This window comes from Rhodococcus ruitaii (assembly GCF_055230935.1).
In genome coordinates, this window is the sequence record NZ_JBUYWC010000011.1 from 1 (window position 1) to 22557 (window position 22557).

The following is a 22557-nucleotide window of genomic DNA, read 5'->3' on the forward strand; positions in this document are numbered from 1 at the left end:
CCCCGGAGGGGCGTTCGTGTCGGGACCGACACACCGCCGGTCCCCGTGTCCATCGATAGGGAGATCAGCTGTCCGTCAGCGGGGACGAACGTGTCCGTCTACAGGGAGGTTGGCATGTCCGCTAGCAGGCAGCGGCGCGTCAGCCGATGTTGCTGCCGAACTGAGCACCCATTGTCGAGTTCTTCGATGTGCCCCCTACCCGATCCGTCGACCTACACTCGGGCACGCCGGTGCTGCCGTCTCGAGGAGGTCCCTGTATGAACCACGACGTACGTCCCGCCGCACCCTCGGATCTGGACTGCGCCACCCGGGTCCTCACGGCAGCATTCGACAGGTACCCGTGGACGCGATGGGCTCTGCCCGAGGACCGATACGCCGAGCGTCTCGACGAGATCCAGCGACTCTACCTCGGTCACGCATTCACCCACGGTCTCGTACTGGTGGACGAGCAGGTGCGCGCAGTCGCGGCATTCCTGCCGCCGGATACTCCCGCACCGACCGAGCAGGTCCAGCAGCGAATCGTCGAGCTGCATGGCTCCCGCTTCGCTGCACTGTCGGCTCTGTCTCTACCCGATCCTGCTGCTCGATCCTGGACGCTAGAGACGGTCGGAGTCGATCCGGCCCATCAAGGATCGGGACGGGGGACAGCGGTGACGGCGGAAGGTCTCGCGCTGCTGGACCAGAAGGGAGCGCCTGTCGCGCTCGAGACTTCGGACGAGCGGAATGTGCGGTTGTACCATCGGCTCGGATTCATCATCTCCGCGACGACGATGATCCCGGACGGCCCCATCGTGTATTCGATGACCCGCGCCGCGCAGTCCCGGTAGACGATTCCTCACTGGACCATCCCGGGTCTGATGCACACATTGCTATTTGTGTGCGACCGGTTGATCAGCACGGTGGTTAGCGTCAATACTGTTCAGTTAGTCACGAGGATGCTGCACTCCGCGGGATAGATGGGCTGCGGATGACGTTGGTGATGTGCACGTTTCGCCGACCACTCGAGGACTTTGCGTTTGACGACGCGGGGATTGGACCGGAGTCGGCGCGGCGGGTTGCTCCGCCGGTGGAGTGTGCCGATCGCGCAGCGCCACAATGCCGCGACTACAATACGGTCGCGAGGGGGAAAAGCGCTGTGCGACAGCGATCGGCGGGTGATCCGCAGGGCAGCGACGAACGACATCCGGTCCGGATCGTGCCCGCCGGCGCGGCGGCGTCGACCATCAAGGTGCGGATCGCATAATGACAACACAGGTGCCCCCAGATGGGCACCGTCGGCTACATACCCCAGGACGGCATCGACGCCTTCGTCCCTGACCGCACCGTCGGTGAGCAACTGCGGACACTCGAGCAGCAGCAGGGCAAGGGTACTGTCGCTCAAGCCTGTGAGGCGGCCCACTATCCCGTGGACGCACTCGAGTCTTTGCCGATACACAATTCGGCTGGGCAGATCCAGCGCGCGGCTATCGCTGCAGCCCTGCTCGTTGCTCCCGACATCTTGATCGCGGACGGGCCGACCGCCTCTCTGGACCGGGAGACCGCGTTCGGCGTGTGGAAATCGCTTCGCGAGTGCGCTGACAGCGGGGCGGCCCTGCTCGTGGTCACCGGCGATGTCCCAATGCTTACCGCCACCGGCTACGCAGATCTGATTGCGATCGTCGAAGAGGGACGGTTGCTCGCTACTGGGACTATGGAGGAACTGGCGGATTCCGCGAACCCGCAGGTGCAGATGTACTTCCGGCCGACAAGTGCACGATAGTCGACGCGGCCGACCAGCCCGTCGTCAGGGGACTGATCGCCATCGTGGCTGCGCGGATGCGTCGCGACGCAATCGAGAATCCGCTCGACGTTCCGGTGGAGATCCCACAGAGAACGACCCGGAGAAGAACGTTGCCGACGAGAGTCCCGCGTCTCCGGTGGGGACGCACTAGGGTGCGACCATGCCTGCCCTGCTGCACCTCGATTCGTCCGCCGACCTGCATGCGTCGGTGTCCCGGAGTCTGACCGGGCTGTTCGCCGACACATGGCGTGCGCTCGGTGCCGAGCACACAGTGCTCGTGCGGGATCTGCACTGCTCGCCGCTACCCCACCTGCCGGACGCAGGGCTGCACTACGCAGCGCGACTGCGCACCAGCGCGGAGCAACCCGATCCCGAGGCCGAGGCGTTGCAGGCCGAACTGATCGCGGAGGTCACGAACGCGGATGTCGTCGTGATCGGTGCACCGATGTACAACTGGTCGATGCCGTCGACACTCAAAGCCTGGATCGACTACATCCACGTGCTCGGCACCACCGTGCCGTTCGACACTCCGGATGCGCCGTTCGCAGGTAAGCCAGTGGTGATCGTGTCGAGTCGCGGCAATACCTATGCACCCGGCACACCGAGCGAGGGAACCGACTCGGTCATCCCGCCGCTCCAGCAGACGCTGGCCACCTCGCTCGGGATGTCGGTGTCGGTGGTGACGGCCGAACTCACGCTTGCCGAGAGAATTCCACCGCTGGCCTCGCTCGCCGGGCAGGCCGCAGCGAGTCTCGCCGCCGCACAGGACAGGGTGCGTGCCCTCGCAACGAAGCTGGGTTCCTGACCCGTCATTCGAATCGGTGCGTGGTCTGGCCGTGCGGCTTCTTGGCGAAGACCAGCACCTTACGAGGCGGGATGCGGAACACCCAGGCGAACGCGTCGGCGATGCCGAAGCCTCCCTCGCCGACCTCGAAGCGCCACGCTTCGCCGTACTTGTCGAAGTAGGTGGCGGCGATCGCGGTGAGCGCATCGTGGTCGGTGACACGCACGGCCTTGCCTTCGAGCACCACGTCGGTGCCGGTATCCCATTCGTTGTGGCCGGTGGTGACGGCAACTCTGCAATCTCGCGCGAGGTTGAGGGCCTTCTGCTCGCCCGGCCCCACCGTCAGGTGGAAGGCGCCGTCGTGCCAGACGCCGACGAGCGGCGCCACGTGTGGTCGACCGGTCGTATGTATGGTGCTGACCCAATACAACGGCGCCGACGCGAACAGGGCCTCGGTCTCGGACCATGACGTGGGTTCGGCGTCGGGCTCGCCGTAACGAGTGTCGATCGTGGTGGTCACTGCAGCTCTTTTCATACCGCTACAGACCCGCGGCAGACGGCGAACTCATCGCGACGGCGATAATCGTGCGGTGAGCGCAACCCTACGTATCAGCGACCTGTCGGCCTCCCGCGGCGAACGCACCCTGTTCGACGGGCTGGACCTGACGGTCGCACCCGGAGACGTGATCGGCCTGGTGGGCGCCAACGGCGCCGGCAAGTCGACCCTGCTCACGACCCTCGCAGGCACGGGCAGCGCCGACATCACCGGCTCGGTCACGTTGAGCCCACCCGACGCGACCATCGGCTACCTCGCGCAGGAACCCGAGCGCGTGCCCGGCGAAACCATCCTCGGGTTCCTGGGGCGCCGCACCGGCGTCACCGACGCCGAACAGGCCATGAACACGGCAGCCGAAGCGCTGGGGACTTCCGATGTCGACGACTACACCCCGGCACTCGAACGGTGGCTCACGCTCGGCGGCGCCGACCTCGCGGAGCGCGCCGAGAAGGTCGTCGCCGATCTCGGTCTCGATGTGGGGCTCGAAGCCCCGATGGTGGGACTATCGGGCGGGCAGGCTGCCCGCGCCGGACTGGCGGCACTGTTGCTGTCGCGCTACGACGTGCTCTTGCTCGACGAGCCGACGAACGATCTGGACCTGGCCGGCCTCGAACAGCTCGAGCAGTTCGTCGCCGACACCCGCACCGCGCTGATGGTCATCAGTCACGATCGGGAGTTCCTGGCGCGCACGGTGACGGGGATCGTCGAACTCGATCCTGTGCAGCAACAGATCTCGGTGTACGACGGGGGTTACGAGGCGTATCTCGTCGAACGCGACGTCGCGCGTCGACACGCCCGCGAACAGTACGAAGAGTACGCCGACACCAAATCTGCGCTCGAGGACCGCGCGCAGATGCAGCGCAATTGGCTCGAACACGGCGTGCGCAACGCGCGCCGCAAGTCGAAGGACAACGACAAGGCCGGGCGGAAGGTCCGTGCCGAATCCACCGAGAAGCAAGCGGCGAAGGCACGGCAGACCCAGCGGCGGATCGAGCGTCTCGAAGTGGTCGAGGAACCCCGGAAGGAATGGGAACTGCGCATGTCGATCGCTGCGGCACCGCGCAGCGGCACGATGGTCGCCTCGCTCGACGGCACAGTTGTGACGCGCGGAGGGTTCACGCTCGGTCCCGTCACCACGCAGGTCGAGTGGGGTGATCGGATCATCGTCACCGGCCCGAACGGTGCCGGGAAGACGACCCTGCTCCGCATGCTCCTCGGCACCCTCACACCGGATTCGGGACGTGCAACCCTCGGCTCCGGTGTCCTCATCGGTGAAATCGACCAGGCACGAGAACTTTTCGAGGGAGATGAGCCGCTCGTCGAGGCGTTCGGCCACCAAGTACCCCAGTGGCCGGACGCCGACGTGCGGACGCTGCTCGCGAAGTTCGCGCTCAAAGGCCACCACGTCCTGCGACCGGCCGCATCGCTGTCGCCGGGTGAACGAACCCGCGCGGGGCTGGCGTTGCTGCAGGCGCGCGGGGTGAATCTGCTGGTCCTCGACGAACCCACCAACCACCTCGACCTCCCTGCGATCGAACAGCTCGAGGAGGCCATCGAAAGTTTCGACGGCACACTGTTGCTGGTGACACACGACCGACGCATGCTGGAGAACACCCGTGCAACGCGCAGGTGGAGACTGGAAGGCGGGAAATTGAGCGAGGAGTTGCTGTAGATGGGCGGAAGCGTACGAGTCGACAGCTGGACGTGGTCGGTGCGGTTGTTCAAGACCCGATCGGCCGCGGCGAGCGCGTGCCGGGGCGGACACGTGCGCGTCGACGGAGTGACCGCGAAGCCGTCGACCCCCGTCACGATCGGCGCCGAAGTGCGGGTGCGCGTGCACGGGTTGGAGAAGATCGTCGAGGTCGCGCAACTCGTGAACAAGCGGGTGGGCGCACCGGTCGCGGCAACCGCGTACATCGATCACAGCCCTCCGCCGCCCCCGAAGGAAGTTCTGGCGTCGATTCCACGTCGCGACCGCGGCGCGGGACGGCCGACCAAGAAGGAGCGCCGCGAGATGGATCGCCTCCGCGGCTTCAACGAGGACTGACACCGCCCAGCACTCCCCCCATTCGGAGCGAATGAATCCTTCGTCTCGTCAGATCGAATCGGTGCGCCATTCGTTCGGGTAGGGGTGCATCGCACCGTTGCCAGGCTTGACAAAATGTTGTGTTTTTACAACACTTTGTTTTATGAGTCCGGTCCGTCGTGGGGAAACACTCCCCATCTACAACCGCATCCGCGTCCTGCGTGCGGAGCGTGGCATGAGCCGCGCACAGCTCGCCGAGCTCATCGACGTGAACCCGCAAACCGTGGGCGCGCTCGAACGCGGCAACCACTACCCGAGTCTCGACCTCGCGTTTCGCATCTGCGACGTGTTCTCGCTCCCGGTAGAGGCCGTCTTCTCTCGCACCGAGTTCACCCCACTGTCGACCGAGCTCTACAAGCCCCGGAAGGAGGCCTGACATGTCCGCCCCGTCGCTCCTCGACCGCTACGAGGACTACCGCACCCGTCGCTTCCTGGAAAATGAGCAGTTGACCGCGCACTGGCTGCCGAGGTGGCGCACTCGTCGTCGCCGTCGCGGTATCGCCATCGCCGTGCTCACGCTGATCGCCGCCATGTTCATCGTCGCCGTCACCTCGTATTTCACGATGATCGTGGCGATCGCATGGATCCCCGTAACAGCTACGTTCCTGGTGGTGTGGACATCGCTGCAGATTGTTTCGGGACGCCAGTCCGACGCACCCCGCCATGCACTCGACGAACGCGAAATCGCCGAGCGGAACAGCGCGCGATCGATCGGGCTCTCCGTGGCCCAAACACTCCTTCTTCTCCCGATCTTCGCCCTCGTCGGTGGAGCTGCAATCGATTCGATCGACCACCAGTCGCTCGCGTACTCGGCAGGCGGATTCGCACTCGCGTCGATACTCTTCAGCGGGTGCCTGCCCGCCGTTCTGCTCGCCTGGAACCGCCCCGACGACGACCCGGAGGACCAACCATGACCCTGACCATCGACACTCTCACGAAACGCTATGGCAGCACGGTCGCTCTCGACGGGGCGAGCTTCGACGTCCACCCGGGCGAGTTGTTCGGTTTCGTCGGTAGCAACGGTGCCGGCAAGACCACCACGATGCGCATCATCCTCGGCGTTCTCGCCGCCGACTCCGGCGAGGTGCGGCTCGATGGCGAAACCATCGACCTCAACGTGCGCCGCACCATCGGGTACATGCCGGAAGAACGTGGCCTGTACCCGAAAATGAAGGTGGGAAAACAACTTTCCTATCTCGCACAGCTGCACGGACTGCCGAGGCCGCAGGCCACCTCCGCAGTGCAGCGGTGGACCGAGCGCCTGGGAATCGCCGAACGCGTCGACGACACTGTCGATTCGCTCTCGCTCGGCAATCAGCAGAGGGTCCAGCTGGCAGCCGCACTCGTCCACGACCCGAAGGTCCTCGTCCTCGACGAGCCGTTCTCCGGACTCGACCCCGTCGCCGTGGATGTCATGAGTGACGTTCTCGTAGAGAAGGCGAACGAGGGTGTACCCGTGGTCTTCTCGAGTCACCAGCTCGATCTCGTCCAGCGCCTGTGCCATCGTGTGGGCATCATTTCCCAGGGGCGGATGCGCGCGGTGGGGACCGTCGACGAGTTGCGCTCCGGTGGGGAATCCCGTCTCGTGGTGCACGCCCCCCAGGCTCCGGCCGGCTGGGCGAACGGGCTCCCGGGTGTCACTACCGTCGAGCACACCGACGAGCGCACCGTCCTGTCGGTCCTGCCCGGTGTGGACGATCAGCAGATTCTCAAGACCGCACTCGAAACCGGTCCCGTCCACGAGTTCTCCTTGCACCAGCCGTCCCTGACCGATCTGTTCCGAGAGGTTGTCTCCGCATGAGTGCCCCTTTGTCCGCTCCACGGGCCATCGCGCTCGTCGCCGGCCGTGAATTCCAGACCCAGGTCCAGAAGAAGAGCTTCCTGATCAGTAACGGGATCATCCTGGTCGCGATCGTCGTCGGCATCGTGGCAATGTCGCTCTTCGGTGGCGGCGACGAGGACCGGCCCAACGTCGGTGTCGTCGGAGCATCGAGCCTGAGCGCCACCCTCGGCACCCTCGGTGAGGCAACAGGAAGCCCTCTGGACATCTCCGAACTCCCCGACGCGGAAGCGGGCCGGTCGCAGGTCACCGACGGGACACTGGATGTCGTCCTGGTACCCGGCGACGGAGGAAGCATCACCGCCCTCACCGAGTCCGACATCGACGCCACCTTGAAGACTCTGATCGACACTGCCGTCGCGCAGGAGGCACAGTCTGCTGCGCTGACCGATCAAGGCGTCGATCCGGCCGATATCGCGGCCGCGACAGCCGAGGTCACTGTCACCGTCGAGGCCATCGATCCGCCCGACCCCGAGCAGGGTGAACGCATGATCCTGGCAATCGTCGCCGTCATCCTGCTCTACATGCAGATTCTGATGTTCGGCATGTACGTCGCGATGGGTGTCGTCGAGGAGAAGTCGTCGCGCGTGGTCGAGCTGCTGCTGTCGACGCTGCGCCCGCTGCAGCTGCTGTGGGGCAAGATCTTCGGCATCGGCGCCGTCGGTCTGCTCCAGCTCACGGCCTACGGAGCCGTCGGCGTCGGCGCCGCCTTGGCCACCGACACCCTCACCATCACCGGTACCGCGATCAGCGTGTTCGCCAGCACGCTCGGCTGGTTCGTCCTCGGATTCGCGTTCTTCGCGGTGCTCTACGCTGCGGCCGGGTCCATGGTGTCGCGTCAGGAAGACGTCAACGCCACCTCCGGTCCCTTGATGTTCATCATTCTCGCGATGTTCTTCGCCGCGTTCTCGTCGATCGACAACCCCGAGGCCACGTGGAGCACGGTGCTCAGCTGGATTCCACCGTTCTCCGCGATCCTCATGCCGCTGCGGATCGCAGCGGGTGTCGCGTCGCCGTTCCAGATCGTGGGCACCATCGTGCTGATGATCGTCGTCACCGCGCTCCTCGGGGTGGTAGCCGCCAAGATCTACCAGCGCTCGATTCTGCGCATCGGCCGCACGGTCACGTGGAAGGAAGCGCTGGGTCGCTAGCGCCAATCCGAGGGGGAGGTTGTGTGCGAGGTTCTCGTAGGAATCGCACACAACCTCCCGTTCGCCGTCGTAGGAAACCTCGTAGAGTCTCCGGTGGACTTGCAGACAAGGAGGCGATGTGGCCGGCAGCAGGATCTCGGCACAGCAGTTCATCGATGCGGTGCTCGACGAGGGCAGTTTCGTCTCGTGGGACGAAACCCCGGTCGACGTCCACCCCGACGACTCCTACTGCGCTGAGCTCGAACGTGCCGCGGAGAAGTCCGGGGTCGACGAGTCGGTACTCACAGGAGTCGGCACCGTCCACGGACGCCGGGTCGCGCTGATCGCCTGCGAGTTCGCCTTCCTCGCCGGATCGATCGGTGTCGCGGCGTCCGAACGCATCGTCTCGGCGATCGAGCGCGCGACCACGGAACGACTCCCCCTACTCGCGTCTCCCACGTCGGGCGGCACGAGAATGCAGGAAGGCACGCTCGCGTTCGTGCAGATGGTCAAGATCGCCGCGGCCGTGTCAGCGCACAAGGCGGCGCATCTCGGCTACCTCGTCTACCTGCGCAACCCCACGACGGGTGGGGTGTTCGCGTCGTGGGGGTCGCTCGGGCATGTCACCGCGGCAGAGCCGGGCGCACTCGTCGGTTTCCTCGGGCCGCGCGTCTACAAGGCCCTGTACCAGGAGGACTTCCCCGAAGGGGTTCAGACCGCGGAGAACCTCCATCGGCGCGGCGTGATCGACGGAGTGATCCCGCTCGAGGGTATCCGACGGGTGGTGCACAGACTGCTGCGCGTTCTCGTCGAACCGAATCACCCCGACACCTCTGCCGAGCCTGCTCTCACCGAGGTCGACGAGGTGCCCGACATTCCGGCCTGGCAGTCGGTGATCCTCACCCGCCGCCCTGAGCGCCCCGGAATCCGCCAACTGCTGCGACACGCGGCATCGGCGCAGGTGCCGTTGTCCGGCACCGGCGAAGGTGAAACCGACTCCACTGTGATGTTGTCACTCGCACGCTTCCGCGGTGTGTCGTGTGTGCTGTTCGGTCAGGATCGCAGCGGTCAGTCGGCGGCAGCACCCATGGGCCCCGGTGCGCTGCGAGAGGCGCGACGCGCGATGCGCCTCGCCGACGAACTACGGCTTCCGCTCGTCCTCGTCATCGATACGCTTGGAGCGGCGCTGTCGAAGGAGGCCGAGGAACGTGGTCTCGCACCCGAGATCGCCCGCTGCCTTGCGGATCTGGTGACCTTGCAGACGCCGACCGTGTCGGTGCTGCTCGGCCAGGGCACCGGAGGCGGCGCCCTCGCGTTGCTTCCGGCGGATCGGGTGCTGTGCGCGCAGCACGGCTGGCTCGCACCGCTACCGCCGGAAGGTGCAAGCGCCATTGTGCACCGCGACACCACCCACGCCCCTCAGATGGCCGCAGCGCAGGGGATTCGGTCGAGGGATCTGTTGCGCGACAGGATCATCGATGGTGTCATTCCTGAACGCCACGATGCCGCAGACGATCCGATCGGGTTCCTCAAACGCGTGGGCGCTGCGGTCGCGCGCGAATTGTCCTCCCTCGCGGATGAGTCCGCCGACGATCGTTACCGCCGACGAGTCGACCGATTCCGCAATCTGGGACTACCCACCTGACCGGGGTCGCTCAGCTGCTCGCCACCACCGCGGGCACGGTGACGGCCACGATTACCGCGGTGTTCACCGCATCGACCGCCTGACGAACAGCCTTACCTGCCCACTCTCCCTCCGCTATTCCCTTGGCGCGCTTGGCAACCTGCTTCCTGTCGGCATCCGGGAAGATCTTCGGCGTCAATTTCGTGGCCGAGAGCAAAGAGATCAACGCTGCCGTATGCTGCGACGGCGTCACCCCGTCGACCAGTACGGAATACAGCTCGCTGCGCACCTGCCGTTCATGACTCTCGTCGACGGCAGGCCAGCGGCGCGTCGGGAACAGCCCGAGGACCTTGCCGCGTTCCTCGCGAACCCACCCATTCGCCACGACACGCTCCAGCATGACGTCCCACAGGTTCTTACTCAGCTTCTCGATCGCTGCTGCCGGCTTCATCGGCTTCCTGCCACCGAGAAGCGCCACCGAATCGGCCAACAACGGATCGGCGGGCGCAGTACCGCCGACCACCACTCGACCCTTCTTGCCCTTCACTCCCCCTTCATCGAGGAGGACGGCGCCCGCGAGCGCCAATTCAAGGAGCACGGCGCCAGCGAGCGCACGGGGCAGGGTGATGCTGTCGACGATCGCCTTTCCCGACTTGTCATCGAGCGCAAGAAGCAGCAGGTCGTCCGCAAGCAGTGGCATGCCCACACGGTACGTCCGTTCACCGATCGATCGATACCACCCGGCGCAGACGCTCCCGATCCTGTCCCGCGTGGCCAACGACGTCGAATAAGGTGGTCGCGGTCACGTCGACGTCGAGGAAGGACATGAACCGATGAGCTCGTACCAGGACGCGTTCCGGCGAAGTGTGGACGATCCGGAGTCGTTCTGGCTCGCCGCCGCGCAGGACATCGAGTGGGACACCGCACCGACCCGCGCGCTCGACGACGCGCAGGCTCCGTCGTACAAGTGGTTTCCCGATGGCAGTCTCAACACCAGCGTGAACGCCCTCGACCGGCACGTCCGCGCCGGTCACGGCGACCGACCGGCACTGATCTGGGATTCGGCGATGGTGCCCGCCAAGCGCACCTACACATACTCGGAACTACTCGACGAGGTCGCCGCATTTGCGGGGGCGCTGCGCGACCAGGGGGTCGTCGCCGGAGACCGCGTCATCATCTACATGCCGATGATCCCTGAGGCCGCCATCGCGATGCTCGCGTGCGCCCGCATCGGAGCTGTGCATTCGGTGGTGTTCGGCGGGTTCGCGGCGAAAGAACTCGCGACCCGCATCGACGACGCGCAGCCGGTACTGCTGGTGACGGCGTCCGGCGGTCTCGAGCCGGGTCGCACCATCGAGTACCTGCCCATGGTCGAACAGGCACTGACGTTGTCGCAGACGCCGCCGCACTCCGTGATCGTGAAGAACCGCGAGCAGATTCCCGGTTCCGCAGCCGACTACAAGACGTCCTCGGCCGCGTGGTTCGACTGGAACGCACTCATCGCCGACGCGACCCCGGCCGAGCCGGTGACCGTGGCTGCGACCGATCCGCTCTACATCCTGTACACCTCGGGTACCACTGGGAAGCCGAAGGGGGTCGTCCGCGACAACGGCGGGCACGCCGTTGCACTCGCCTGGTCGATGCGCAACATCTACGACATTGCCGCCGGCGACGTCTGGTGGACCGCTTCCGACGTCGGGTGGGTGGTCGGCCACTCGTACATCGTGTACGGACCGCTCTTGGTCGGGGCGACCACGATCATGTACGAAGGCAAGCCCGTCGGGACCCCCGACGCGGGTGCGTTCTGGCGGATCATCTCCGAGTACGGAGTCAAGGCACTGTTCACCGCCCCCACCGCCATCCGGGCGGTGCGTAAGGCCGATCCGGACGCCGAGGAATTGAAGAAGTACTCCGTCGACTCTCTGAACACGCTCTTCGCTGCCGGCGAGCGCCTGGACCCCGACACGTACGAATGGGCGACGAAGGTGCTCGACCGTCCGGTTGTGGACCACTGGTGGCAGACGGAGACCGGTTGGGCGATCGCTGCGAATCTGCGCGGTCTCGACCCGATGCCGCTGAAGGCAGGCTCCCCCACCGTCCCTGTCCCGGGATACCGCGTCGAGGTCGTCGACGGTGAGGGCAAGCGGGTCGGGGCCGACTCCGAGGGCAATATCGTCGTGAGGTTACCGTTGCCGCCCGGCACTCTCACCGGGCTGTGGCGCGACGACGACCGCTACCGCCGCTCGTATCTCGACACCTTCCCCGGCTATTACCTCACGGGCGACTCAGGATTCATCGACGGTGACGGCTACGTGTTCGTGCTCGGACGCTCCGACGACGTCATCAACGTCGCCGGCCACCGCCTGTCCACCGGCAGTATGGAGGCCGTGGTGGCCTCGCATCCCGCAGTCGCCGAGTGCGCCGTCGTCGGTATCCGCGACGAACTCAAGGGTCAACGCCCGTCCGGATACGTCGTGCTCAAGGCCGGTGTCGACATCGACCACGACACGCTTCGCCAGGAACTCGTGGCGATGGTCCGCGACCAGATCGGCGCGGTCGCGACGTTCCGCGACGTGACGGTGGTGGAGGCGCTCCCGAAGACCCGATCCGGAAAGATCCTGCGAAAGACCATGCGGCAGATTGCCGATCATGAAAAGTACACCGTGCCGTCGACGATCGAGGATCCTGCGGTACTCGAAGTCCTGAAGAAGCAGATCGGCGGCTGACGGCTCGACGTCGCCGCTGTTCGAGTCAGCGGCGACCTCTCCAGACGATCAGTGCGACGGCCACGATCAACGCAGCCAGCAACGGGTCGAGCGTGGTCGCCAAGCCCAGGACGCCGGCTGCGATGAGGGTGACGAGCCCCAGGTACAACAGGAGCGCTCCCGCGCCGAACACTCCCACTCCGATTCCGATACGGCTGCCCTTCGATTTCACTTCGTCGAGGGCATGGGTGACCTCAGTAGCACCAGTGTGGACACCTGTTCGGTGAGGCGCTCAGTGAGTTCCACGGCGGACAAATCCGATGGTTGCTCCGCGACGTGGCATGGGCGGTGGGAGTGCGCAGTCATGGTTTGCTTCGTTCCGTATTACGGCCGGCTTCGCTACTGCGGGCGGTATCGGGAGCGCCGTGCCCCGCTCGCAGCCGTCGGCCTTGTTCGATGAGGTCCCGATGCTTTGCGTCGTTCTTCTCGATGACACGTGTGTCGCGTTCGGGCAGTTGAAGGGAGCGCTCCGCTTCGATTCCTGCCTGCAGTTGGCGTCCGCGCTCGAGTTCCGCGTCGAATTCCGCGCCGAACAACAACGCAAGATTCGTGATCCACAGCCACAGAAGGAAGATCACTGCACCAGCGAGCGATCCGTACGTCTGGTTGTAGCTGCCGAAATTGGACACGTAGAACGCGAAGAGCACCGAGGCGACGATCCAGGTGAGAATCGCGATGAGCGAACCGAGACTGACCCACCGGAATTTCGGTTGCGCCACGTTGGGTGTCGCGTAGTACAGCACTGCCACGATCAGCACCACGAGGATCAGCATCACCGGCCATTTCGCGATGTTCCACACCGTGACCGCGGTGTCACCGAATCCGATGGCGTCGCCGATGGTGTGCGCGATGGGCCCGCTGACCACCAACATCAGCGCTGTGGCGCCCGCCGCGACCAACGCCAGCGCCGTCACGACCAGCATCAACGGCCGAAGCTTCCAGATCGGCCGCCCCTCGTCGATCTCGTAGATTCGGTTCATCGCACGACCGAATGCACCGACGTAGCCGGACGCGGTCCACAGGGCGCCGACAACACCGACAAGCAGTGCAATGCCGGCGGTCGGCGCTTCGATCAGTTGCTCGATGGGGCCGCGCAAGGTGTCTACCGCCGACGACGGCCCGAGGTCCTCGACCATCTGCAACAACGTGTCGACCGTGGTCTGTCCCTGCCCGAACACGCCGAGCAGCGACACCACGACGAGCAACGCCGGGAACAGCGACAGCACGGCGTAGTAGGTCAGTGCCGCCGCCAGATCCGTGCATTGATCCCGACTGAACTCACCGACCGTGCGGCGGACTACGTATTTCCACGACGGAGTTCTCAGGTCTGTCGGAGAGTCGGGTTTGCGCGGGTCTTCGGGTGACGGCGTGCGTGACGTCGCTGCCTTCCGATCCTCTTCGTCCGTCATGGCCACCGAGTACCGCGCCAGCGGGGGCCCCAAACTCGTATCTCGGCGTACGCTTTGCTCATGTCCGGCAGGGTCAGTGGGACCGCGGGCGGTTTCTCGGCGATTGTGTCCCGCCTCGACTACCCCATGTTCGTCGTCACGGTACGAGCGGTGAACGAGCGCAGTGGGTGCCTGGTCGGCTTCGCCACGCAGACGGCGATCCACCCGCCTCGCTTCCTGGTGTGCCTGTCCGACAAGAACCGCACGTTCCGTGTGGCGGCAGCAGCCGAACACCTGGCGGTGCACGTTCTCGATCGGTCGCAGCTTCAGCTCGCCGCACTGTTCGGGCAGCAGACCGGCGACGAGGTCGACAAGTTCGCACAGTGTGCATGGAGCGACGGGCCACATGGACTTCCGATCCTGGACTCCGCAGCGGCATGGTTCACCGGCAGGATCGTCGGCCGGGCAGAGTTGGGTGATCACGTCGGGTTCCTGCTCGACCCTGATCAAGGTGAGTTGCACGACGAGCTGGATGATCTCGTGACGTTCCAGAACGTCCGGGACATCGATCCGGGGCACGGCGCGTGACGTGACGGCTGAAGCACAGTCGTGGTCTGATCGAGGGTATGCGGCGACTCGACGACCCCTCCACCTCGGCTCCACACCTCGACGACGCCGACCTTCGCGCGTTGTACGCGTATCCGTCGGATCTGACCAGGCCGTGGATCCGCGTCAACTTCGTGTCCTCACTCGACGGCGCGGTCGCTGTGGACGGACGTTCGGGTGGACTCGGGTCGCCGGCCGACAAGTCGGTGTTCGGATTGCTTCGGGAGCTCGCCGACGTGATCCTTGTCGGTGCGGGAACCGCTCGCACCGAGAACTACGGCGGAGCGCGGACGAGTGACACCCTACGTGAACGCCGAACCGCAGCGGGATTGTCAGCGGTACCACCGATTGCAGTGGTCACAGCATCGGGCAATCTCGATCCGGGAATGCGGCTGTTCACCGACACGGCCGTGTCGCCGATCGTGTTCACGAGCGGCGCGGTGCCCGAGAAGAAACGCCGCGCACTTGCCGACGCCGGCGCAGACGTACGTGTCGTCGCCGCCGACGACGACATCGGCGGTGATGCCCTCGTCGCCGCCGTGACCCGAGCGGGGTGGAGGCGGGTCCTGTGTGAGGGAGGCCCCCGGTTGTTCGGTCGGATGATCGCCGACGGGGTCGTCGACGACCTGTGCCTGACCTGGGCACCCGTGCTCGCTGCCGGGTCGGCAGACCGTATCGCTCACTCCCCTGGCTCCACTGTCACCGCGATGCGTCGCACTCATTTGGTGTGCGATGACGACGGCACGCTCCTCACTCGCTGGGTACGCGAATCTCCCACCGACTAGCGCCTGCCAAGTTTTCGGTCGAAACCGCCCGGATGTGCTGGCATCGGAGCTGCCCCCGTTCTAGCGTTGCTGTGCGATCAGGTCTCGGCCTGTACCCACTTGCGAGGAGGGCTGCGTGCGCACACTGACCTATTACGTTGCAACGACACTCGACGGATTCATCGCCGACCCCTCGGGTGGCTTCGAATTCTTCCCCGGCGAGGGCGATCACATGTATCACCTGATCGAGGAGTACCCGGAGACACTACCCGTGCACGTCCGGGGACAGCTCGAGGTCACCGCAGCAGGCAAACATTTCGACGCGGTCGTGATGGGCCGGCGTACGTGGGAGCCCTCGCTCAGCGCCGGCCTCACCAGCGCCTATCCGCACCTTCAGCAGTACGTCTTCTCGAGGACGCTGGCACAGGCCCCCGACGACACCGTCACCCTCGTGGCGACCGATCCCCTGGAGTATGTCCGCAACCTGAAGAAGCAGGACGGCCGGGGAATCTGGCTGTGCGGCGGCGCGACACTCGCCGGTGAGCTACTCCCCGAGATCGACGAGCTGATCCTCAAGGTCAACCCGATCATCGTCGGCAACGGTATACCGCTGTTCCGAACCGGATTCGAGCCGCGCTACTTCGAGCTGTCGGAAAGCAGGGTGTTCGACAGTGGCGTTGTGGTCAATCGCCTCGCTGCAAAACGGTGAGGGGCGAACAGACGTAATCCGGCGGCGCGGAGACAAAAACCAGGTGCACATGCCGGCGCTCGTCACCTATCCTGCGCGCGGGAACTGCCGCCGTCGATGTCGCCGGGTCAGAACGAACGCAGCCGGGTCAGAACGCGGCGGGCGAGACATCGAGTGTCGTACGGTCGAGGCTCGCGAGCAGATCGAACTGCGGACCCGTCTTCGGCAGCTCGAAGCGGTAGAAGTAGCGCGCAGCTGCGCGCTTGCCGTCGAAGAAATCGCTCTCGCGGTCGCCCACGGCGAGCAGCTGCTCGAGCCACATCCACGCCACGATGACATGCCCCACCGCTTCGAGATACACCGTCGAATTTGCCAGTGCCACTGCAGGATCTCCGTCCGACCACAACGCGGAAGTAGTTTCCGCGACGCGTTCGGTGGCGGTTCGCAGTTGCTCTGCGTACTCGGTCGCCTCACCACCGGCAGCGAGCGCCTTTGCTACGGTGGCTGAGATCGCCTCACCGAGCAGCGCCAGCCCTGCACCGCCCTGCATGACGACCTTGCGCCCCAGGAGATCCATCCCCTGAATCCCGTGTGTGCCTTCGTGGATGGGGTTGAGCCGGTTGTCTCGGTAATACTGCTCCACGTCGAATTCGCGGGTGTAGCCGTAGCCACCGAGAACCTGGATCGCGAGACTGTTGGCCTCGAGGCACCACTGCGACGGCCACGACTTGGCAATCGGGGTGAGCACGTCGAGGAGCAGCCCGGCCCTGGCGCGCGCGTCGTCGTCCGGTGCGGTGTTCTGTTCGTCGACGAGTTTCGAACAGTACAGCCCCAGGGCGAGCGCACCTTCGACGTAGGATTTCTGGGCGAGTAGCATCCGCCGGATGTCGGTGTGCTCGATGAGCGGAACCTGCGGCGATGCAGGGTCTTTCGCTCCGAGCGGTCTCCCCTGGGTGCGGGTGCGTGCGTACTCGAGCGACTGAAGGTACCCCGCGTAGCCCAGCGACGTCGCGAGGAACCCGACGCCGATACGCGCCTCGTTCATCATGTGGAACATGTACTGCAGGCCCTTGTGGGGTTCGCCGAGGAGGTACCCGACAGCGCCTGCCTCCCCACCCGGCCTGAAGGTACCTTCCCCGAGGTTGAGCAGGGTGTTGGTGGTGCCGCGGTTGCCCATCTTGTGGTTGAGGCCCACCAGCGCAACATCGTTGCGGTCGCCCAGCGTGCCGTCGTCGTCGACCAGGAACTTCGGCACGATGAACAGCGAGATACCCTTGACCCCCGCGGGGCCGCCGGGGATCTTCGCGAGCACCAGGTGGACGATGTTCTCGGTGAGCTCGTGGTCTCCGCCGGAGATCCACATCTTGGTTCCGGTGATCCGGTAGGTGCCGTCGTCGGCCAGGACCGCCTTGGTGGTGATGTCGGCGAGCGACGACCCCGCTTGCGGCTCGGACAGGCACATCGTGCCGAAGAACCGGCCCTCGAGCATCGCCGGGACGAACTTCTCGATCTGCGCCGCGCTACCGTGCGTGACGAGCAGGTTCGCGTTGGCGGCAGTGAGGAACGGGTACGCCGCTGTTCCGGCGTTGGCGGCCTGAAACCATGCCATCGATGCGCGCAGTAAGGTCATGGGCAACTGCATTCCACCGAGGGACTCGTCGAATCCTCCCGCGATGAGCCCGGCCTTGGCGAACAGGTCCAGCGCGGCCTTGACCTCGGGGATGATCTCGACGCGGCCGTCCTCCCCGATCCGCGGCTCCTGGGCGTCGGCCTTCTTGTTGTGTGTCGCGAAATGCTTGGAAGCGAGATCGGCGCTCAGATCGAGAACGGCGTCGAACGTGTCGCGCGAATGCTCGGCGAAGCGCTCCCGCGACGTCAGCGATTCGACATCGAGCCAGTCGTAGAGCAGGAAGTCGAGGTCGCGACGGGACAGGACAGGAGCGGGCACGGACGATCCTTTCAGGGACACGATGTTCAGGGGACACGATGTTCAGGGGACACGATGTTCTCGAGAACTACCCCAGTAGACCAACGAGAGATGCATGATGTCCAGCGAGAGCAACGTTCCTTCGAGACGCGATACAGGACCTATGAGCAACGAGATCGTGGTCGAACGCGAGTCGATCATCGGTGCACCGAATACGGCGGTGTGGGCACGTGTGACGAGCGCCGAGGGCATCAACGACGAACTCGCGCCGGTGCTCGCGATGCGCATGCCGCGGTGGGCACACACCCTCACCGAGGACACTGTGCCCCTCGGGCAACCGCTCGCGCGGGTCCCTCTGCTCCTGTTCCGCGTGTTGCCGGTGGACTTCGACCACCTGTCCATCGCCGCACTCGAACCCGGACGTCACTTCCATGAGAAGTCGACGATGCTCCTCATGCGCAGATGGGAGCACGAACGCACGCTCTCTCCGGTTGCGACGGATCCGCTCGCGGTAGACCGCACGAGGGTCCACGATCGGCTCACCTTCGAGCTGCGCGGACCACTGTCGCGGATTCCTGGTGCAGATGAGCTCGCGCGACGCATCGTCGGCGCACTGTTCGCGCACAGGCATCGACGGCTGGTCAGGTTCTTCGAATCGCCGGACACCGATCGGTCTTCGTAGAAGCGGAGCAACGGACAGAAGCAATCTTCGCGAAGACCTGTGTCTGTCCGTTGCCGTTGTAACCATCGTCTTTCCAGAAGGAATCAGGCCGGACGGCGTGCGATCACGGCGCCGATCTCGCCGAATACGAGTCTCGGACGGCGTGGATCGGTGCATTTCCCGCGTTTTCCATGCGGTCGATGATCGCCCACCGGGTGCTCCGAACCCACCCCTGGGGTTGGTTCGACCCAGAACGCCGAGGGCGCATTCTTGTATCAGTGACCACCCCGCGCCAAGGAGAGACGAATGATCAAGCACCACAAAGCTTTCGCCGCCGCCCTCATGATCGCAGCAGTCGCACTCGGCGGGGCAGCCACCGCCTCCGCCGATTCGATGTCCGATCACGACGACGACCACAAGAGGGGCTGTGCCATTTTCGTCGAGAACCATCGCGGAGACGTCGAGATCGAGTACGTCCGGACCGGCACCCGCAACGGCGACTTCGTGTGTCGCATCAACGGCGAGTGGGAGCACCGCTGACCGCCACGACGAGAACTACCGGGCAAGACAGACAGGCCCCGCATCACGATGGATGCGGGGCCTGCGAACGTGATTCTGCGTCAGCGCACTGCGCTGATCAGTTGGTGCCCATCAGGTCGATGACGAACACCAGGGTCTTGCCGGACAGCTGGTGCCCCGACCCCGCAGGACCATAGGCGAGCTCCGGCGGCACTGTCAGCTTGCGACGTCCGCCGACCCTCATGCCGGGGATGCCCTCCTGCCAGCCCGGAATCAGACGAGCGAGCGGGAACGCGACGGACTGGCCGCGGCTCCACGACGAGTCGAACTCGTCGCCCGTGTCGTACTCGACACCCTTGTAGTGCACATCGACGGTGGCGCCGGGCTGTGCCTCGGCACCGTCGCCGATCTCGATGTCCTCGACGACCAACTCGGCCGGGGCCGGGCCCTCAGGCTTCTCGATCACCGGCGGCTCCGGCTGCACCTGCACGCCGAGCAGGTCGATGATGAAGACCAGGGTCTTGCCGGACAGCTGGTGCCCCGACCCCGCAGGACCGTAGGCGAGCTCCGGCGGAATCGTCAGCTGGCGGCGCCCGCCGACCTTCATGCCGGGGATGCCTTCCTGCCAGCCGGCGATCAGACCGGCGAGCGGAAAACGGATCGACTCGCCGCGGCTCCACGACGAGTCGAACTCTTCGCCCGTGTCGTACTCGACGCCCACGTAGTGGACGTCGACGACTGCACCCGCTACAGCCTCGGCACCGTCACCGACGGTGATGTCCTTGACCACCAGTTCGGTGGGGGCGGGCCCCTCCTGGAATTCGATCTCCGGTTTGGTCATAGGTCCAGCTCCCTCGTCGAACAGTCGATCGTCGAACTCATGGTCGAGTGCACGTCAGCGTGCGTCGAGTCCTCTGTAGTCGCGCTCGGTGTACCCGGTGTAGATCTGCCGCGGACGGCCGATCTTCAGGGTCGGATCCGAGTGCATCTCACGCCAGTGCGCGATCCAGCCCGGCAGACGACCCAGCGCGAACAGCACGGTGAACATGCGGTCCGGGAAGCCCATCGCACGGTAGATCAGACCGGTGTAGAAGTCGACGTTCGGGTACAGCTTGCGCTCGATGAAGTACTCATCGGTCAACGCGGCTTCCTCGAGTTTCATGGCGATCTCGAGGAGTTCGTCGCCGGCGCCGAGCTTGTTGAGGATCTTGTCCGCGGTCTTCTTCACGATCGCGGCACGCGGGTCGTAGTTCCGGTAGACGCGGTGCCCGAAGCCCATGAGCTTCACGCCGTCTTCCTTGTTCTTGACCTTGCGGACGAACTCCGTGACATCGCCACCGGACTTCTGGATTTCGTCGAGCATCTCCAGAACGGCCTGGTTGGCGCCCCCGTGCAGCGGACCCCAGAGGGCATTGATGCCACCGGAGATCGACGTGAACAGGTTGGCATCCGACGAGCCGACCAAGCGCACCGTCGACGTCGAGCAGTTCTGCTCGTGGTCGGCGTGCAGGATCAGCAGCATCTCGAGAGCCTGCGCGACATCGGGGTCGATCTGGTACGGCTCGGCCGGGAAACCGAACGTCATGCGCATGAAGTTCTCGACGAGTGTCAGCGAATTGTCCGGGTACAGGAACGGCTGACCGACCGACTTCTTGTAGGCGTAGGCCGCGATCGTCGGCAGCTTGGCCATCAGGCGGATCGTGGAGAGCTCGACCTGTTCCGGATCGTCGGGGTCGAGTGCATCCTGGTAGTACGCGGACAGCGCATTGACTGCGCTGGAGACGACGGGCATCGGGTGCGCGTTGCGCGGGAAACCATCGAAGAAGCGCTTGAGATCCTCGTGCAGCAGTGTGTGCCGACGGATCTGATCGGTGAAGACGTCCAGCTGCTCGGTGGTCGGCAGCTCACCGTAGATCAGCAGGTAGCTGACCTCGATGAAGGTCGACTTCTCCGCGAGCTGCTCGATGGGGTAACCGCGGTAACGCAGGATTCCCTTCTCACCATCGATGTATGTGATCGCCGACGTGGTGGAGGCGGTATTGACGAAACCGGGATCGAGGGTGGTGTACCCCGTAGCCGCAAGGAGCTTGCCCAGCTCGATGCCGTCATTGCCTTCCGTCGCCTTGGCGATAGCCATTGTGTGCTCGCCACCGGGGTAGCTGAGGGTGGGCTGTGTGTCATTCTCAGCGGGCACGAAGGATCCCTCTCAAGCTCAGACCTACCAGAAACTTTCCGAACATTCACGTAGAACCTAACGGTTCCGTGGCCACAGCGCGGAGGCAGGGTCGGTAGAAAGTCCCCGAACGGTGCGTCATACCCGCTGTCGGCGGGAGCTCGACGTCGCCCTCCGAATCTTCGACGTGACGCCTGTTCACGCCACTCACCAGTGCCGATCGTACCCGTGGTGAGGAAGAACTCACTCTCGGGAGCTGTAGGCCCGGAGGCCCCACCGTCCGCTCCACCGTTCCCCGGACTGCAGCACGAGCAGGTCGATACCGAGATTGAGCGCGTCGGGCGGGCACGTCATCGGGGCGAGCGCAAGAGTATCGGCATCATCGATCGTCGTCGCCCGGAGCCATCCGAAACTTCGACCGGTCCAGAGCTCGACGCCTCGACCGTCCGGTCCGCACAGTCGATGCCGGGAGTTGCCGTCGAGGTCCTCATCTAGGGCACTGAACGGAACATCGAGGTGCACGCCCTCGAGCGACTTCGGCCGGGTGAAGTCGTATTCGGTGTTCGTGACGGACTGCGAGTACGCGTCGGGCAGGCTCCGCGCGCGGTCGAGCGGCATCCTCGTCCCGGCTGCCAACTGCAGCGTGCACTCGTCGAGCGGGTTGTCGCCGGCCCGCAGGTACGGGCGTACACCCAACCCGAACGGCGAGTGGTATCCGCCGACGTTCGTCGCGGTGTGAGTGACGGTCAGGCCACCCGAACTCACTTCGTGCGCGATCGTCAATCGCAGTTGGTACGGCCAGCCCTTGTGCAAGCCGACTTCCAGTGTCTGCTGAATCCTCGAGTCGGTGCGCGCTGTCACCTCCCAGCCCCGATGCCAGACCAGGCCGTTGAGTGCAGCACCTCGCTCCGGATCGGTGAGGGTGAGCTGGTGCTCGATCCCGTCGAAGTAGAAGTGCCCGTCGCGGATGCCGCCCGGCCACGGAGCGAGCACCGCGCCGCCGCAGTCCCGTGGAGGTTCGTGTCCAGCCGAGGTCTCGACCAGCCGATAGCGTTGCGCCGATCCAGGGGTGTCCGCTCTGGGTGTATCCGAATGGTCGTCATAGTCGAGCGCGAGCAGCGCAGCACCGGTACCGGACACCACGGCCCGGTATCCGCCGCCCTGGATCGAGTGGTGGATCGGCTCGGACATGATCAACAGTGTGCCCCGGTGGGCACCGTCTTCACGGCCGATTCAGCCTGTCGATTCAGCCCGGGTTGTCGCGAC

Annotated in this window: 24 protein-coding genes and 2 pseudogenes; 16 read left to right on the plus strand and 10 right to left on the minus strand. The window is 65.2% G+C overall.

The annotated features are described in order from the left end of the window. Nucleotides 1–257: 257 nt before the first annotated feature. On the plus strand, nucleotides 258–827 hold the full coding sequence (locus ACZI8W_RS15395) for a GNAT family N-acetyltransferase (RefSeq protein ID WP_463369374.1): 570 nt from the start codon (nucleotides 258–260) through the stop codon (nucleotides 825–827). 293 nt (nucleotides 828–1120) lie between these two features. Here ACZI8W_RS15395 and ACZI8W_RS15400 read toward each other — a convergent pair. Beyond that, a pseudogene (locus ACZI8W_RS15400) lies at nucleotides 1121–1266 on the minus strand (IS4 family transposase); the annotation flags it as partial. On the opposite strand from ACZI8W_RS15400, the gene ACZI8W_RS15405 reads away from it, so the two are divergent. Next, nucleotides 1265–1759, plus strand: a complete 495-nt coding sequence (locus ACZI8W_RS15405; RefSeq protein ID WP_463369375.1) for an ATP-binding cassette domain-containing protein — start codon at nucleotides 1265–1267, stop codon at nucleotides 1757–1759. The pseudogene ACZI8W_RS15400 and the gene ACZI8W_RS15405 overlap by 2 nt on opposite strands. Before the next feature lie 181 nt (nucleotides 1760–1940). After that, nucleotides 1941–2585 carry an FMN-dependent NADH-azoreductase gene (locus ACZI8W_RS15410; protein ID WP_463369376.1) on the plus strand — a complete coding sequence of 215 codons (645 nt, stop codon included), beginning with the start codon at nucleotides 1941–1943 and terminating at the stop codon, nucleotides 2583–2585. A gap of 4 nt (nucleotides 2586–2589) precedes the next feature. Here the strand turns inward: ACZI8W_RS15410 and ACZI8W_RS15415 are convergent, their stop codons facing one another. Beyond that, nucleotides 2590–3084 carry a pyridoxamine 5'-phosphate oxidase family protein gene (locus ACZI8W_RS15415; protein WP_463369377.1) on the minus strand — a complete coding sequence of 165 codons (495 nt, stop codon included), beginning with the start codon at nucleotides 3082–3084 and terminating at the stop codon, nucleotides 2590–2592. Between the two features lie 70 nt (nucleotides 3085–3154). On the opposite strand from ACZI8W_RS15415, the gene ACZI8W_RS15420 reads away from it, so the two are divergent. The 7 genes from ACZI8W_RS15420 (at nucleotide 3155) to ACZI8W_RS15450 (ending at nucleotide 9821) form a co-directional block, all read left to right on the plus strand. Further along, complete coding sequence (locus tag ACZI8W_RS15420) at nucleotides 3155–4792, plus strand: ABC-F family ATP-binding cassette domain-containing protein (RefSeq protein ID WP_463369378.1); 1638 nt, start codon at nucleotides 3155–3157, stop codon at nucleotides 4790–4792. Then, a complete protein-coding gene (locus ACZI8W_RS15425) occupies nucleotides 4793–5167 on the plus strand; it encodes an RNA-binding S4 domain-containing protein (RefSeq protein ID WP_463369379.1) in 375 nt (124 codons plus the stop codon). A gap of 142 nt (nucleotides 5168–5309) precedes the next feature. Continuing rightward, nucleotides 5310–5582, plus strand: a complete 273-nt coding sequence (locus tag ACZI8W_RS15430) for a helix-turn-helix transcriptional regulator (protein WP_054806144.1) — start codon at nucleotides 5310–5312, stop codon at nucleotides 5580–5582. A gap of 1 nt (nucleotide 5583) precedes the next feature. Beyond that, complete coding sequence (locus tag ACZI8W_RS15435; protein ID WP_463369380.1) at nucleotides 5584–6120, plus strand: hypothetical protein; 537 nt, start codon at nucleotides 5584–5586, stop codon at nucleotides 6118–6120. After that, nucleotides 6117–7007, plus strand: a complete 891-nt coding sequence (locus tag ACZI8W_RS15440) for an ABC transporter ATP-binding protein (RefSeq protein ID WP_463369381.1) — start codon at nucleotides 6117–6119, stop codon at nucleotides 7005–7007. The genes ACZI8W_RS15435 and ACZI8W_RS15440 overlap by 4 nt, the downstream gene beginning before the upstream one ends. Beyond that, entirely contained in the window at nucleotides 7004–8197 is a 1194-nt protein-coding gene (locus ACZI8W_RS15445; protein ID WP_463369382.1) for an ABC transporter permease, read from the plus strand. The genes ACZI8W_RS15440 and ACZI8W_RS15445 overlap by 4 nt, the downstream gene beginning before the upstream one ends. A 118-nt stretch (nucleotides 8198–8315) precedes the next feature. After that, the gene (locus tag ACZI8W_RS15450; RefSeq protein WP_463369383.1) at nucleotides 8316–9821 is read left to right on the plus strand and encodes a carboxyl transferase domain-containing protein; all 1506 of its coding nucleotides are present in this window, start codon (nucleotides 8316–8318) and stop codon (nucleotides 9819–9821) included. A 10-nt stretch (nucleotides 9822–9831) separates the two neighbouring features. Here ACZI8W_RS15450 and ACZI8W_RS15455 read toward each other — a convergent pair whose 3' ends face one another. Then, entirely contained in the window at nucleotides 9832–10500 is a 669-nt protein-coding gene (locus ACZI8W_RS15455) for a GOLPH3/VPS74 family protein (protein ID WP_463369384.1), read from the minus strand. Nucleotides 10501–10633: 133 nt separating this feature from the next. Here ACZI8W_RS15455 and ACZI8W_RS15460 point away from each other — a divergent pair, with 133 nt between their 5' ends. After that, a complete protein-coding gene (locus ACZI8W_RS15460; protein WP_463369385.1) occupies nucleotides 10634–12526 on the plus strand; it encodes a propionyl-CoA synthetase in 1893 nt (630 codons plus the stop codon). A 25-nt stretch (nucleotides 12527–12551) separates the two neighbouring features. Here the strand turns inward: ACZI8W_RS15460 and ACZI8W_RS15465 are convergent, their stop codons facing one another. Beyond that, nucleotides 12552–12737 (minus strand): phage holin family protein, encoded by a 186-nt coding sequence (locus tag ACZI8W_RS15465; protein WP_463369386.1) that lies wholly within the window; start codon nucleotides 12735–12737, stop codon nucleotides 12552–12554. Between the two features lie 130 nt (nucleotides 12738–12867). Further along, nucleotides 12868–13974 (minus strand): YihY/virulence factor BrkB family protein, encoded by a 1107-nt coding sequence (locus tag ACZI8W_RS15470; protein ID WP_463369387.1) that lies wholly within the window; start codon nucleotides 13972–13974, stop codon nucleotides 12868–12870. A gap of 60 nt (nucleotides 13975–14034) precedes the next feature. On the opposite strand from ACZI8W_RS15470, the gene ACZI8W_RS15475 reads away from it, so the two are divergent. The 3 genes from ACZI8W_RS15475 (at nucleotide 14035) to ACZI8W_RS15485 (ending at nucleotide 16032) form a co-directional block, all read left to right on the plus strand. Then, a complete protein-coding gene (locus tag ACZI8W_RS15475) occupies nucleotides 14035–14541 on the plus strand; it encodes a flavin reductase family protein (protein ID WP_463369388.1) in 507 nt (168 codons plus the stop codon). 38 nt (nucleotides 14542–14579) lie between these two features. Continuing rightward, complete coding sequence (locus tag ACZI8W_RS15480; protein WP_463369389.1) at nucleotides 14580–15344, plus strand: pyrimidine reductase family protein; 765 nt, start codon at nucleotides 14580–14582, stop codon at nucleotides 15342–15344. A 115-nt stretch (nucleotides 15345–15459) separates the two neighbouring features. Then, entirely contained in the window at nucleotides 15460–16032 is a 573-nt protein-coding gene (locus ACZI8W_RS15485; RefSeq protein WP_463369390.1) for a dihydrofolate reductase family protein, read from the plus strand. A gap of 127 nt (nucleotides 16033–16159) precedes the next feature. Here ACZI8W_RS15485 and ACZI8W_RS15490 read toward each other — a convergent pair whose 3' ends face one another. Then, the gene (locus tag ACZI8W_RS15490; RefSeq protein WP_463369391.1) at nucleotides 16160–17959 is read right to left on the minus strand and encodes an acyl-CoA dehydrogenase; all 1800 of its coding nucleotides are present in this window, start codon (nucleotides 17957–17959) and stop codon (nucleotides 16160–16162) included. 154 nt (nucleotides 17960–18113) lie between these two features. Here ACZI8W_RS15490 and ACZI8W_RS15495 point away from each other — a divergent pair, with 154 nt between their 5' ends. Both ACZI8W_RS15495 and ACZI8W_RS15500 read left to right on the plus strand, forming a co-directional pair. Next, on the plus strand, nucleotides 18114–18620 hold the full coding sequence (locus tag ACZI8W_RS15495) for a hypothetical protein (protein ID WP_463369569.1): 507 nt from the start codon (nucleotides 18114–18116) through the stop codon (nucleotides 18618–18620). Between the two features lie 285 nt (nucleotides 18621–18905). After that, complete coding sequence (locus ACZI8W_RS15500) at nucleotides 18906–19139, plus strand: hypothetical protein (protein ID WP_463369392.1); 234 nt, start codon at nucleotides 18906–18908, stop codon at nucleotides 19137–19139. Between the two features lie 97 nt (nucleotides 19140–19236). Here the strand turns inward: ACZI8W_RS15500 and ACZI8W_RS15505 are convergent, their stop codons facing one another. From ACZI8W_RS15505 to ACZI8W_RS15520, 4 genes and pseudogenes are all read right to left on the minus strand, one after another. After that, a complete protein-coding gene (locus tag ACZI8W_RS15505; RefSeq protein WP_463369570.1) occupies nucleotides 19237–19602 on the minus strand; it encodes an FKBP-type peptidyl-prolyl cis-trans isomerase in 366 nt (121 codons plus the stop codon). 9 nt (nucleotides 19603–19611) lie between these two features. Beyond that, a pseudogene (locus ACZI8W_RS15510) lies at nucleotides 19612–19959 on the minus strand (FKBP-type peptidyl-prolyl cis-trans isomerase); the annotation flags it as partial. A 54-nt stretch (nucleotides 19960–20013) separates the two neighbouring features. Then, nucleotides 20014–21312 (minus strand): citrate synthase, encoded by a 1299-nt coding sequence (locus ACZI8W_RS15515; RefSeq protein WP_463369393.1) that lies wholly within the window; start codon nucleotides 21310–21312, stop codon nucleotides 20014–20016. A gap of 222 nt (nucleotides 21313–21534) precedes the next feature. Next, nucleotides 21535–22482 (minus strand): aldose epimerase family protein, encoded by a 948-nt coding sequence (locus tag ACZI8W_RS15520; RefSeq protein WP_463369394.1) that lies wholly within the window; start codon nucleotides 22480–22482, stop codon nucleotides 21535–21537. Nucleotides 22483–22557 lie beyond the last annotated feature (75 nt).

Bases quoted from the DNA above. Each gene is read 5' to 3' on its own strand.
- ACZI8W_RS15445 (WP_463369382.1), top strand. From the start codon at position 7,004: ATGAGTGCCCCTTTGTCCGCTCCACGGGCCATCGCGCTCGTCGCCGGC.
- ACZI8W_RS15455 (WP_463369384.1), bottom strand. From the start codon at position 10,500: ATGCCACTGCTTGCGGACGACCTGCTGCTTCTTGCGCTCGATGACAAG.
- ACZI8W_RS15395 (WP_463369374.1), top strand. From the start codon at position 258: ATGAACCACGACGTACGTCCCGCCGCACCCTCGGATCTGGACTGCGCC.
- ACZI8W_RS15435 (WP_463369380.1), top strand. From the start codon at position 5,584: ATGTCCGCCCCGTCGCTCCTCGACCGCTACGAGGACTACCGCACCCGT.
- ACZI8W_RS15410 (WP_463369376.1), top strand. From the start codon at position 1,941: ATGCCTGCCCTGCTGCACCTCGATTCGTCCGCCGACCTGCATGCGTCG.
- ACZI8W_RS15460 (WP_463369385.1), top strand. From the start codon at position 10,634: ATGAGCTCGTACCAGGACGCGTTCCGGCGAAGTGTGGACGATCCGGAG.
- ACZI8W_RS15425 (WP_463369379.1), top strand. From the start codon at position 4,793: ATGGGCGGAAGCGTACGAGTCGACAGCTGGACGTGGTCGGTGCGGTTG.
- ACZI8W_RS15500 (WP_463369392.1), top strand. From the start codon at position 18,906: ATGATCAAGCACCACAAAGCTTTCGCCGCCGCCCTCATGATCGCAGCA.
- ACZI8W_RS15440 (WP_463369381.1), top strand. From the start codon at position 6,117: ATGACCCTGACCATCGACACTCTCACGAAACGCTATGGCAGCACGGTC.
- ACZI8W_RS15520 (WP_463369394.1), bottom strand. From the start codon at position 22,482: ATGTCCGAGCCGATCCACCACTCGATCCAGGGCGGCGGATACCGGGCC.
- ACZI8W_RS15430 (WP_054806144.1), top strand. From the start codon at position 5,310: ATGAGTCCGGTCCGTCGTGGGGAAACACTCCCCATCTACAACCGCATC.
- ACZI8W_RS15470 (WP_463369387.1), bottom strand. From the start codon at position 13,974: ATGACGGACGAAGAGGATCGGAAGGCAGCGACGTCACGCACGCCGTCA.
- ACZI8W_RS15405 (WP_463369375.1), top strand. From the start codon at position 1,265: ATGGGCACCGTCGGCTACATACCCCAGGACGGCATCGACGCCTTCGTC.
- ACZI8W_RS15475 (WP_463369388.1), top strand. From the start codon at position 14,035: ATGTCCGGCAGGGTCAGTGGGACCGCGGGCGGTTTCTCGGCGATTGTG.
- ACZI8W_RS15480 (WP_463369389.1), top strand. From the start codon at position 14,580: ATGCGGCGACTCGACGACCCCTCCACCTCGGCTCCACACCTCGACGAC.